9 protein-coding genes are annotated in these 12531 nt (G+C 70.3%); 3 read left to right on the forward strand and 6 right to left on the reverse strand.

The annotated features are described in order from the left end of the window. Positions 1–155: 155 nt before the first annotated feature. The 4 genes from AAEP80_RS14210 to aroA form a co-directional block, all read right to left on the reverse strand. A complete protein-coding gene (locus tag AAEP80_RS14210) occupies positions 156–2279 on the reverse strand; it encodes an FAD-dependent oxidoreductase (protein ID WP_420364875.1) in 2124 nt (707 codons plus the stop codon). A gap of 2 nt (positions 2280–2281) precedes the next feature. After that, the gene (locus AAEP80_RS14215; RefSeq protein ID WP_420364876.1) at positions 2282–3121 is read right to left on the reverse strand and encodes an SDR family oxidoreductase; all 840 of its coding nucleotides are present in this window, start codon (positions 3119–3121) and stop codon (positions 2282–2284) included. Positions 3122–3209: 88 nt separating this feature from the next. Further along, positions 3210–4367: an acyl-CoA dehydrogenase family protein gene (locus tag AAEP80_RS14220; protein WP_420364877.1), complete on the reverse strand. Its 1158-nt coding sequence runs from the start codon at positions 4365–4367 to the stop codon at positions 3210–3212. Positions 4368–4372: 5 nt separating this feature from the next. Further along, entirely contained in the window at positions 4373–7531 is a 3159-nt protein-coding gene (gene aroA / locus AAEP80_RS14225) for a 3-phosphoshikimate 1-carboxyvinyltransferase (protein ID WP_420364878.1), read from the reverse strand. A gap of 118 nt (positions 7532–7649) precedes the next feature. On the opposite strand from aroA, the gene AAEP80_RS14230 reads away from it, so the two are divergent. After that, on the forward strand, positions 7650–8789 hold the full coding sequence (locus AAEP80_RS14230) for a glutamate--cysteine ligase (protein WP_420364879.1): 1140 nt from the start codon (positions 7650–7652) through the stop codon (positions 8787–8789). A 69-nt stretch (positions 8790–8858) separates the two neighbouring features. On the opposite strand, the gene ffh is transcribed toward AAEP80_RS14230, so the two are convergent. Continuing rightward, a complete protein-coding gene (gene ffh, locus AAEP80_RS14235) occupies positions 8859–10409 on the reverse strand; it encodes a signal recognition particle protein (RefSeq protein ID WP_420364880.1) in 1551 nt (516 codons plus the stop codon). A 93-nt stretch (positions 10410–10502) separates the two neighbouring features. Between ffh and lipB the strand changes: the two genes are divergently transcribed. Continuing rightward, the gene (gene lipB / locus AAEP80_RS14240; protein ID WP_420364881.1) at positions 10503–11210 is read left to right on the forward strand and encodes a lipoyl(octanoyl) transferase LipB; all 708 of its coding nucleotides are present in this window, start codon (positions 10503–10505) and stop codon (positions 11208–11210) included. Then, positions 11207–12190, forward strand: coding sequence for a lipoyl synthase (gene lipA, locus AAEP80_RS14245; protein ID WP_420364882.1), 984 nt, complete (start codon positions 11207–11209; stop codon positions 12188–12190). Before lipB ends, lipA begins: the two co-directional genes overlap by 4 nt. A gap of 151 nt (positions 12191–12341) precedes the next feature. Here the strand turns inward: lipA and AAEP80_RS14250 are convergent, their stop codons facing one another. Then, entirely contained in the window at positions 12342–12500 is a 159-nt protein-coding gene (locus tag AAEP80_RS14250; protein WP_281264879.1) for a hypothetical protein, read from the reverse strand. Positions 12501–12531 lie beyond the last annotated feature (31 nt).

Below are 12531 nucleotides of genomic sequence, written 5' to 3' on the forward strand. Positions count from 1 at the left end.
GCGTGTTGTTGTGGTTGAACCGGAACCGCGGGCGTGGGGGCACGCGCGGTGAAAGCTCGAGAGATTCGTGTACCGCTGGATAGAGGGTCGAGCGGACACGATTCGACCGTTCATTCTTGCAGGTTTCGCGGCGAGAAGCGAGTCGGGACGCGCCGTCACGGTGCGAGTGCGCGGACCGCCTCGAGCGCCTCGGACGTCGCGCGCACCGCGTCGACGCTCCGCGCGTCGCGCGCACCGCCCACGATCGCGTAGGGCACGCCGGCAGCCTGGAGGCCCGGCTCGAGTCCGGCGGCACCGGCCCGGTCCGCGTGCACAGCGGTCTCCTGCCCCGCGCAGATCACGACGGAGTCCGCCGGGATCATCCGCTCGGCACCGTCCTCGTCACGGATCCAGAGCGCACCGGGTTCGATCCGCAGGTACTCCTGGACGCCGCCGACCATCCGGACGCCCGCGTCGCGCAGCCGACCGAGCGCGACCCAGCGGGACGTCAGGCCGACACCCTGGCCGAACTTGCCCGAACGGCGGAGCACGGTGACCTGGTCACCCGGCCGCAGCGTGCGCGACGCTACCGGCTGGCGCTGCGGCAGGTCTCCCACGACGTCCTGCGCGACCGGGACGTCCCACCGCTCGGCGAAGGACGTCGCACGGACCGCCTCGGACGGGGACTCGGTGAGGAACGCCGCCGTGTCGACGCCGATGCCGCCGCCGCCGATGATCGCGACGGTGCCCGCGGGGACGCCGTCACGCAGGGCACGCTCGTACGTCAGGACGTGCGGCAGCTCCGCTCCCGGGATGTCGACCACGCGCGGGACCACACCGGGCGCGAGGACCACGGCGTCGCTGTCCACCAGGTCGGCAGCGGTGGCGGCGCGTCCGAGGTGCACGGTCGCACCGCGGTCGTCGAGCTCGGCCCGGGCGGCGCGGACGGTCGCGGCGTAGTCCTCTTTCCCGGGGATCAGCGCGGCGAGGCCGAACTGCCCGCCCAGCTCCGGCGCGGCCTCCCAGAGCGTGACGTCGTGGCCCCGACGGGCTGCGTCCACGGCCGCGGCCAGCCCGGCTGGCCCACCGCCGACGACGTCCACACGCTTGGGGTCGGTGGTGGGACGCGCCGGGAACGCGACCTCACGCGCGGCGCGGGGGTTCACCAGGCAGGAGACCGGCTGCCCGACGATCGAACGATCGAGGCACGCCTGGTTGCAGCCGATGCAGGTGTTCACGAGCTCGAAGCGCCCGGCCAGGGACCGCGACACGAGCTGTGGGTCCGCGAGGAACGGGCGAGCGAGGGCGACGGCGTCGATGAGCCCGTCGGCCAGCACGGCCTCGCCGTCGCGGAGGTCGGTCATGCGGTTCGAGGCGATGACCCGCACGTCCGGGTACGCCGACGCGCGGACGACACGAGCGATCCGGGACGCGTGGGTCAGCCACGCGCCGTGCGGCACCGCGGCCTGCACGGTCGGCGTCCGGGACTCGTGCCACCCGATGCCGACGGAGATCCCGTCGAGCCCGAGCGGCAACAGGTCGTGCACCAGGGCGTCGACGTCGTCGTCGGTCGAGGACCCTGGCATCAGGTCGGCGCCGGACAACCGGATCGTGACGGCGATGTCCGGCACCGCTGCACGCACCGCCTGCACGACGGCGACCGGGAACCGCCGGCGTGCCGCTGCCGAACCACCCCACTCGTCCTCACGCAGGTTCGTGAGCGGCGAATGGAACTGGTTGATGAGGTAGCCCTCCGACGCCATGATCTCGACGCCGTCGAAGCCGATGTCCCTGGCGGATCGCGCGGCCGCGGCGAAGTCGGCGATCGTCCGCTCGACGTCGGCTGCCGTCATCGCCTCGGGGACGACCCCACGGGCGGCGGCCCACGGCAGCGCCGACGGGGCGATCGCGCGCTGCGGCTCGCCGTTCCGGTCGGTCATCCCGCCGACGAGCGCGTACCGCCCGGCGTGGAAGAGCTGCGCGAGGATCGTGCCGCCCGACTCGTGCACGGCGTCGACCGCCACGCGGAACCGCTCGTCGGCACCGTCGACTCCGAACACCGCGAAGTCCGGGCCGCCCCGGGCCTCGTCGTTGACCGCGATGCCACCGGTGATGATGCACGCGGCTCCCCCGGCCGCACGCTCACGGTAGAACGCCGCCATCCCGGCACCGCCGTCGTCGTGCACCTCGAGTCCGGTGTGCATCGACCCCATGACCACCCGGTTGGGCAGGTGCAGCGGGCCGAGCGTCCACGGGGACGCGACGGTGGCGACGGCGGTGTCGGCAGCGGCGATCGTCATGGCTAGGAGGCGTCCGATGCGCTCGGAGCGGCCGGCAGCACGGCGTCGCGAAGCGGCGAGGTCGTGTCCGCCCAGTACGGCGGCGCGATGACGGTGAGCCCGCCGTCGACGGAAAGCACCTGGCCCGTGATGTACGACGCCTTGTCGGACAGCAGGAAGTCCACCGCGTCGGCCATGTCGTCCGCGGTGCCCGGGCGCTGCAGCGGCAGCTTCTCGTAGACGGTCTCGATCGGCGCCTGGCCGGGGACCTTCGTGTAGAAGTACTCGAGCGAGTCGGTGTCGATGAGCCCGCCGTTGACCGCGTTGACGGTGATCTGGCGCGGGCCGAACTCGACCGCCATGTACTTCATGTAGGACTCGCTCATCGCCTTCGCGGCGCCGAGCGCGGCGTAGGTCGGGAAGGCGCGGAGCGAGCCGTACGAGGTGACGACCACGATGCGGCCGCCCTTGTCCATGAGCTGCGCGGCGCGCTGGGCACCGAGGACGAACGAGCGGGCGTTCGTCGCGTAGCTGCGGTCCAGGTGGTGCAGCTTCAGGTCGGCAACCGGCTTGAAGGCGCTGGCCGCGGCGTTCGCGACGAAGTAGTCGAGGCGTCCGTACGTGTCGCGCACCAGGTCGAACAGGGCGTCGATCGACTCCGGCTGCTCGATGTCGACCTGCGCGGTGATGCCGTCGCCACCGGCCGCCTTGACGTCGGCGAGCGACTCCTCGGCCAGGTCGGCGTTGCCCTTGTACGTCACGACGACGGTCGCGCCGCGCTGGCCGAGCTTCTGCGCGAGCAGCCGGCCGATGCCGCGGGAGGCTCCGGTGATGAGCGCGATGGGTGCGGTGCTGTCGGTCACTTCAGTCCTTCTTGTTGCGTGAGCAGAGTGCGGACGGGAGGCTCGTGGCGGGCTCGCCACGAGCCTCCCGTCGGTTGCGTGGTGCGGGTCAGAACCCGGCCTGGCCGGTCACGACGGCGCGGCCGACGACCAGCTTCTGGATCTCGTTCGTGCCCTCTTCGAACCGCTGCGCACGGGCGTCGCGGTAGACGCGCTCGATGGCGTTGCGCTTCCAGTAGCCCTGGCCGCCGTGCACCTGGAGTGCCTTGTCGGTGACGCGGGCGAGCATGTCGACCGCGATCATCTTCGATGCGCTGGAGAGCGTGCCGGCGTCGGGGCGGCCTTCCTCGTAGGCGCGGGCGGCCTCGAGCACGAGGGCCCGTGCCGCGGCGATGTCGGCGTAGTTCTCGGCGATGTAGAACTGGATGGCCTGGCGCGTGGACAGCTTCTTGCCGAAGGTCTCGCGCTCGTTGGCGTACTCGACGGCGAGCTCGTTCGCACGCTCCGCCAGGCCCACGGCGCTCATCGCGACCGACACGCGGCTCGGGAGCAGGAAGCCACCCAGTGCGACCTCCAGCCCCTGGCCTTCTTCGCCGAGCAGCGCGCTCGCGGGAATCGGGGTGTCGGTGAAGCGGAGGATCGCGTGATCGGTGCCGCGGATGCCCATGGTGTCCGAGTCGTCGATCACCTCGGCACCGGGGAGCCCGGTGTTCGGCATGAGGAACGCGACGGTGCCGTCCTGGCCCGTCGTGCCCTCGAGCCGCGCCGCGATGAGCCAGTAGTCGCACTTGACGCCGAACGTGATGAGGTGCTTCTCGCCGTTCATCACGTACGTGTCGCCCTCGCGACGGACCGTCGTGCGGATGTCCGCGCCGGTGCCGGCCGTGGCCTCGGTCAGCGTGAACGCGACGAGCTTGTCACCGGCGACGGAGGGCTTGACGACCTGCTCGATCTGTTCCGGGGTCGCGTACGGCTGCATGGCGCGCCAGGTGCCGTTGATGACGTGCACGAGCATGCGGATCGACGCGTGCGAGCGCGACACGATCTCCATGATCTCGAGGTAGCGGGAGAACGGGATGGCCCGCCCGCCGAGCTCGGTCGGCGCCGCGAGGGACAGCCAGCCCTTGTCCTTGAGCTCCTGGAAGAGCTCAGGGCTCACCTGGCCGGTGCGCTCGATCTCGTTCGCCCAGTCCTCGCCGCGGCCGCGGACCCACTCGGTGACCTCGGCCTTGAGCTGCTGGAACTCGGCCTCGTTGAACGTGGTCATCTCGGTTACTTCTCCTTCGTCGCGACGAGCGCGGCAGCCTGCTCGCGCAGGACGTTCTTCTGGACCTTGCCGACCGCGTTGCGCGGCAGCTCGGCGATGTACTCGAGCCGCTCCGGCCAGTAGTACTTGGACACCCCGGACTTCTCGAGGTACTGCTGCATCGTCCGGAAATCGAGCGGTTCACCCTGACGGGCGGACACGACGAACGCACAGGCACGCTCCCCGAGGCGCTCGTCGGGCATCGCGACGATGGCGACGTCGGTGACGAGCGGGTGCTGGTAGAGCAGGTTCTCGATCTCGACGACCGGGATCTTCTCACCACCGCGGTTGATGACGTCCTTGACGCGGCCGGTGATCGACAGGAAGCCCTTCGCCGACACCTTCGCGAGGTCGCCGGTCTTGTACCAGCCGTCCTCGGTGAAGACGTCGTCGGTCAGGTCGGGGCGGTCGAGGTACCCGTCGAACATCGTCGGCGAGTGCAGCTCGTAGTTGCCCTCGGTGTCGGCCGGCAGCTCGTTGCCCTCGTCGTCCACGATGCGGATCCTGATGCCGGGCAGCGCGCGGCCGTCGTGTCCGTAGGCGTCCGCCGGGTCGTCGGACGGGCTCGACAACGCGCCGAGGCACGTCTCGCTCGTGCCGAACGCACCGAGGATCGCGGTGCCGAGCACGGTGCTGGCCCGCTGGGCGAGGGCACGGGGAACCGCGGCTCCGGTCGGGACGAAGATGCGGAGCGACTCGGGCTGCGGTGCACCCGCCTCGACCAGGTCGACCAGGTCGGTCAGGAACGGCGTCGCGCACTGCACGAAGGTCGCCCCGGCCGCACCGAAGGCCTGCTCGAGGGCGACGGTGCCGTCCCACACCGGCTGGATGACCTGCGGCGCGCCGAGCCGGAACGCCAGCAGCATGCCGTAGAGGAAGCCGGTCTGGTGCGCGAGCGGCGACGGGATGTAGATCCGGTCGTCGCTCGTCAGCCCGGACTGCGCGACGTGCATCGCGGTGGCGAGGCCGAGCGTGCGGTGCGGGTGCTGCACGCCCTTCGGCTCGCCGGTGGTGCCAGAGGTGAACAGCAGCTGGCAGATGTCGTCCGGCGTCGGCGCGTGCGAGCGGATCTGCTCGACGTCGACCTGGACGCTCTCGAGCGCGGTGTCGAAGTAGCGCCAGTTCCACTCGCTCGCCGCGACGCGCTCGGCGGCATCGGCGGGCAGCGGTGCCTGGTTGGTCGGGGTGTCGCCCTGACCGCGCGCTTCCGACCGGATCACGATGACGTGTTCGACCGAGAGACGACGCTTCTGCGCCTTCGCCTCGTCGACCACGTCGAGGAGCTCGAGCGCTGGGCGACGCTTGCGGAACACGTTCGGCAGGAACACGACGCGGGCACGAGAGCGGGCCAGGGTCATCGTGGTCTCACGCGGGCCGAACACCGGCATGATCGGCGTGGCGACGGCACCCATCTGGATCGCGCCGAGGGTGATCGACACGAACTCGCGCCAGTTCGGGAGCTGCATGGCGACGGACTCACCACGGCGCACACCGAGCTCGAGGAGTAGCGCAGACACCTTGTCCGCCTCGTCCTGGAGCTCCTTCCAGGTCGTGTTCACGGGTTCGGGACCGCCGACCTCGATCACGGCGAGGCCGTCCGGGTCGGTCTCGGACAGCGTCCGGACCTTCTCGGAGAGCACGAGCGGGTCGGCGTCGACGCCGGTGAGCTCCGGCAGGTCGGCGGCACGGGCCGCGGCGTCGGTGTCCTCGCCGAGGTCGGTGTGCTGGTTCGACACGTCGGCACGGTCGGCGCGGGTGTCCGCTGCCGCCATCGCCGCCTCGGCGTCGCCGACCTCCATCTCGAGGCCGACGGAGTTCATCGCCTCGAGGAACGTCGGGTAGGAGATCCGGTAGGCACGCGGATACGTGAGCGCGGAGACCCCGTCGGCCTTCGACGCTGCGACCGCGAGCGACATGAGCACGCGGTGGTCGTTGAACGACGACATCGACGCGCCGTGCAGCTCACCGGCGCCCACGCCGGTCACGCGGAGTTCGTCGGCGCCCTGCTCGGCACGTCCACCCATCCGGTTCAGCTGCAGCATGGCGGCGACGCGGTCCGACTCCTTGAGCCGGATGTGCGCCACGTTCCACAGCCGGGTCGTACCCTCGGCGAAGGTCGCCATCGTGGACAGGATCGGCAGGAGGTCCGGGATCGGCTGGCAGTCGATGTCGAGGGGCTTCAGCGGGGAGCCGTCATGCTCGATCCGAACGAAGCCGGTCTCCTCGTCGATGCGCATGGGGACGCCCATCGCCGTCGCGAGGTCGAGGAACTCGCTCTCCGGGTGGTCGGTGTCCGCGGTGGTGAACGAGGTCATGCCGCGGAGCAGCACGTTGGACTCGCGGATGCCGGCAGCGGCGATGCCGAAGGCGGCGGAGCCGATGTCCGGCGGGATGACGTAGTCGTGCGGGGTCGCCTGCTGGTTCGCCGGGATCCGGTACTCGAGCCAGTCGTCGGAGACCTCGACCCGCAGGCCGAACTGGCGCATCATGCGCACGGTGAGCTCCACGTACGGCTGCTCGTTGAGGCGGCCGCCCGTGATGTGGATGCGTGTCTCCTCTTCCGCGAACGGCGCGACGAGGAGCAGGCCGGAGATCCACTGCGAGAGCGTGCCCGCGATCTGGACGTCACCGCCGCGCGGACGCTTCGGCTGGACGGTGACCGGCGGGCAGTCGTTCGTCGCCTCGAGCTCGACGCCCATCTGGGTCAGCGAGGTCAGCAGCGCCTTGATCGGTCGGCGCTGGAAGTACTTCATGCCCGACAGCGTCATCGGCTTGTCCGCGAGGGATGCCAGTCCGGTCATGAAGTAGAGCGTCGTGCCCGACGAGCCCATGTTCAGGACGCCGTCGGCGCCGCGTGACCCGTGGTCGACGACGTCGGTCGCTTCGTACCGCCCACCGAGCCCGGTGACGTGGTACTCGTTCCCGCGGCGCTTGATGTCGATGCCGAGGGCACGCAAGGTGCCGACGGTCCACTCGACCTGCCGTGTCGTGCTGATCCCGGAGACGATGCTCGTCCCCTTCGCCAGCGACGCGAGGACCAGCGCGCGGTGCGCGTGGTACTTCGAGACCGGGATGTCGAGCTCTCCGATGAGCGGGGCAGAAGTACCTCGTACGACCAGCTGCATGCGTTCCTCTTCCCTGTTGAGCGCTTCTACGGTAGTCCTGATGGGGAAATCCTGAGAATCGAAACCGCACGATCGGGACAAGCGTTCCTTGTGCGTGTCCGACAAGGATCCGGGCAGGATGTTCAGCATGGACATCCGCTTCACCGAGTCCCCGGCATCGACCATCGGCGTCGAGTGGGAACTCCCACTGGTCGACCGCGACACCGGCGACCTGACCCCACGAGCCCCAGCGGTCATCTCCGCCGTCCGCGAGCGGCTCGGCTCGCACGAACAGGTCACCGAGGAGCTCCTGACCAACACGGTCGAGGTCGTCACGGGCGTCCACCACACCGTCGGGGGCGCGACGAACGAGCTCTCCGGCATCATCGGCGAGGTCGTCGACGCCGCTGAACCCCTCGACGCGCAGGTCATGTGCTCCGGGACGCATCCGTTCGCGGTGTGGGACCAGCAGGAGATCACCCCCGACAGCGAGCACTACACGACACTCATCGACCGCACCAGGTGGTGGGGCCGTCAGATGCTCATCTGGGGTGTGCACGTCCACGTCGGCATCGACGACCGCGACAAGGCACTCCCGATCCTCGGCGCGATGCTCGCCTACGTGCCGCACATCCAGGCGTTCACGGCGTCCAGCCCGTTCTGGGCCGGGACCGACACCGGGTACGCGTCGAACCGGGCCCTGATGTTCCAGCAGCTGCCGACCGGCGGACTCCCGCCGCAGCTCGGCGCGTGGGCGAACTTCGAGGAGGTCGTCGGCGACCTGACGCACACCGGCGTCATCGAGGGCGTCGGGGACCTCCGGTGGGACATCCGCCCGTCGCCGCAGTGGGGCACGCTCGAGAACCGGGTCTCCGACGGCATCTCGACCCTCCACGAGGTCGGTGCCGTCACCGCGCTCGTGCAGTGCCTCGTCACCGCCTGCTCGGACCGGCTCGACGCCGGGGAGACCCTGCCGACGATGCAGCCGTGGTTCATCCGCGAGAACAAGTGGCGCGCGGCCCGCTACGGCATGGAAGCGGAGATCATCACGAACGCCGCCGGCGACGAACGGCTCGTCACGGACGAGGTGCACGACCTCGTCGAGCGACTGGACCCGATCGCGGAGCGGCTCGGCTGCCAGCAGGAACTGCACCACCTCGACACGATGATCGAGCGCGGCGCGTCGTACCAGCGGCAGCTCCAGGTCGCGCAGGAGAACGACGGCGACCTGCGCTCGGTCGTCCGCCACCTGGTCGGGGAGCTGCGCGACTCCCTCTAGCCGCCCCGATACGGACGGGAGGCCCGGTGCCAGCTGGCACCGGGCCTCCCGTCCGTCAGGTGGTCGCGACTAGCGACCCAGGAACTTCTGCAGGCTCGCCAGCTCTTCCTCGGTGGGCGCCTTGCCGTTCTTGCCGCCACCGAGGCCGAGGCCGGAGCCCTTCGGCGCCTGCTGCGGCGCAGCAGCCGCGCCGGCGGCGAGGGCCGCACGCTTCGCGGGGTTGCCCACCTTCTTCTTCTTGCCGCCGCCCTGCTGCTGCTTCTTGCCGCCGTGCATGCCGGGGATCGGCCCCATGCCGGGCATCTGCGGGACGCCACCACGGGCGACGGTCTTCATCATCTTGGCCGCCTGCTCGAAGCGGTTCACGAGCTGGTTGACCTCGGTCACGGTGGAGCCGGCGCCGCGCGCGATGCGGAGCCGACGCGAGCCGTTCAGGAGCTTCGGGAGCTCGCGCTCCTGCGGGGTCATCGACTGGATGATCGCCTCGGTGCGGACGATCTCGCGCTCGTCGAAGTTGTCGAGCGCCTCGCGCATGCGCTTGGCGCCGGGGAGCATGCCGAGCATGCCCTTGATCGAGCCGGCCTTGCGGAGCTGCTGCATCTGCTGCAGGAAGTCGTTCAGCGTGAAGCTGTCCGACGCGATCTTGTCCGCGACCTTGCGCGCTTCTTCCTCGTCGAACGCGCCCTGGGCCTGCTCGATGAGGGACAGGATGTCGCCGAGGTCGAGGATGCGGCTCGCCATGCGGTCCGGGTGGAACGGCTCGAAGTCGTCGAGCGACTCTCCCGTGGACGCGAACATGATCGGGCGCCCGGTGACGCTGGCGACCGACAGGGCAGCACCACCGCGGGCGTCGCCGTCGAGCTTCGACAGGACGACACCGGTGAAGTCGACGCCTTCCTGGAACGCACGCGCCGTGGTGACGGCGTCCTGACCGATCATCGCGTCGATCACGAAGAGGACCTCGTCCGGGTCGACGGCCTTGCGGATGTTCGCCGCCTGCTTCATGAGCTCGGCGTCGACACCGAGTCGACCGGCGGTGTCCACGATGACGGTGTCGTACTGCTGGTCGACCGCGGCCTTGATCGCGTTCTTCGCGACCTTGACCGGGTCCCCGACGCCGTTGCCGGGCTCCGGCGCGAAGACGTGCACACCGGCCTGCTCGCCGACGACCTGGAGCTGCTGCACGGCGTTCGGACGCTGGAGGTCCGCCGCGACGAGCATCGGCGTGTGGCCGTCCTTCTTGAGCCACTTGCCGAGCTTGCCCGCGAGGGTCGTCTTGCCGGCACCCTGCAGACCCGCGAGCATGATGACCGTCGGCGGCTTCTTCGCGAACTCGAGCCGCCGCTGCTGGCCGCCGAGGATGCCGACGAGTTCCTCGTTGACGATCTGGACGACCTGCTGCGCCGGGTTCAGCGCCCGGTTGACCTCGTCGGAGAGGGCACGCTCGCGCACCGATGCGGTGAACGCCTTGACGACCTCGAGCGCGACGTCCGCGTCGAGGAGTGCCCGGCGGATCTCGCGGACGGTGCCGTCCACGTCCGACGGGGAGAGCCGTCCCTTCGTCCGCAGGTTGCGGAAGGTCTCGGTCAGCCGATCAGAGAGGGATCCGAATTGCGCCATGATCCGACGATTCTACAGGCCCCGTTCTGCAGCGTCCTGTCACGCCGACACGGACTTGTTGGACGGAGTCCAGAAACGTCGTACGCTCGGAACATGCCGGAACTCGAGGTCCTCCGTCCGCCCGGACTGCTCGACTACGCCGAGGGGCTCGCACTGCAGCGAGCGCTCCACGCCGACGTCGTCGCTGGCCGCTCCCCCGGGGCACTCGTCCTCTGCGAGCACCCCTCCGTGTACACGGCCGGTCGACGCACCGAGCGGTCCGACCTGCCGACGGACGGCTCCCCCGTGGTCGAGGTCGACCGGGGCGGACGCATCACCTGGCACGGCCCCGGGCAGCTCGTCGCCTACCCGGTCGTCCGGCTCGCCGACCCCCTCGACGTCGTGGCGTGGGTGCGCGACCTCGAGCAGGTCATCATCGACGCCGCAGCCTCCGTCGGGGTCGTCGCCGAACGGGTCGACGGTCGCAGCGGCGCCTGGGTCAGGAATCCGGCCAGCAGGTTCGACAAGGCCGGCACGTTCGACAAGGTCGGCGCGATCGGCCTGCACGTCGCGGAGGGCGTCACGAGCCACGGCATCGCGATCAACTGCGGCAACGCGCTCGACGCGTACGCCGCGATCGTGCCGTGCGGGATCGCCGACGCCGGCGTGACCACCCTCGGCGCGGCGGCAGCGCGAACCGTGACCGTCGACGACATCGCCGACACCGTCGCACGTCGAGTCCAGGACGCGCTCGACGGCATGCACACCGGCGCACGCATCAGCGGCGCCGTCATCAGCACAGCCGAACGGATCCCCGCATGACCCTCGCTCCAGAAGGCCGCCGCATGCTCCGCGTCGAGGCCAGGAACGCCGAGACACCGATCGAGACGAAGCCCGCGTGGATCAAGACCCGCGCGACCCAGGGTCCGGAGTTCAAGGAGGTCTCCGCCCTGGTCAAGGCCGAGCAGCTGCACACCGTCTGTCAGGAGGCCGGGTGCCCGAACATCTTCGAGTGCTGGGAGGACCGGGAGGCGACGTTCCTCATCGGCGGTGCCCAGTGCACCCGCCGGTGCGACTTCTGCCAGATCGACACCGGCAAGCCCGAGCCGCTCGACCGTGACGAGCCCCGACGCGTCGCGGACTCCGTCGCCAGCATGGGCCTGCGCTACGCCACGGTCACCGGTGTCGCACGCGACGACCTCGACGACGGCGGGGCATGGCTCTACGCGGAGACCATCCGGGCGATCCACGAGCACTCCCCCGGCACCGGCGTCGAGATCCTCGTGCCGGACTTCAACGGACGCCCTGACCAGCTCGGCCAGGTGTTCGACGCGCGCCCGGAGGTCTTCGCGCACAACGTCGAGACGGTCCCCCGCATCTTCAAACGCATCCGTCCGGCCTTCCGGTTCGAGCGCTCGCTCGACGTCATCACGCAGGGGCGCGACGCGGGCCTCGTGACGAAGTCGAACCTCATCCTCGGCATGGGCGAGGAACGTGCCGAGATCGAGGACGCCCTCCGGCAGCTGTACGACGCCGGCACCGACATCATCACGCTCACGCAGTACCTCCGTCCGTCACCCCGGCACCTGCCGGTCGCACGGTGGGTCAAGCCCGAGGAGTTCGTCGAGCTCCGCGAACTCGCCGAGGACATGGGTTTCGCGGGGGTCCTCGCCGGTCCGCTGGTCCGGTCCTCGTACCGTGCCGGACGGCTCTGGGCCCGCGCGACCGTCGCGCGCGGCGGCACGGTGCCGGCGCACCTCGCGCACCTGGTGGACGCCCCGGTCGGCCGCCAGGCGGTCTAGCGCAACCATCGAACCGACCTCGCAGGCTCGGTCGGCGCTGGCGCCGCGCGCCGCTGGCGCGTCGCAACATGCGGAGCGCGCGCGGGAGGCCCGTCACCAGCTGGTGACGGGCCTCCCGTCTGCGTGGTGCCCGTTCAGGGCACGCTGCTTGCTACGCGCGACCGCGGATGCTCCGCAGCAGCCAGCCGATGACGGCGAGGATGATGAGGACGATGCCGACCCAGAGCAGGAACTTCAGTGCACCGACGAAGATGCCGCTGAAGAGCAGGACGAGGCCGACGACGATCGCGATGATCAGGAGTGCGGGCATGTGAGGGCTCCTTCCGTGTACCTGGACGATC

The organism is Curtobacterium sp. L3-7, from assembly GCF_048756585.1.
Lineage (GTDB): Bacteria > Actinomycetota > Actinomycetes > Actinomycetales > Microbacteriaceae > Curtobacterium.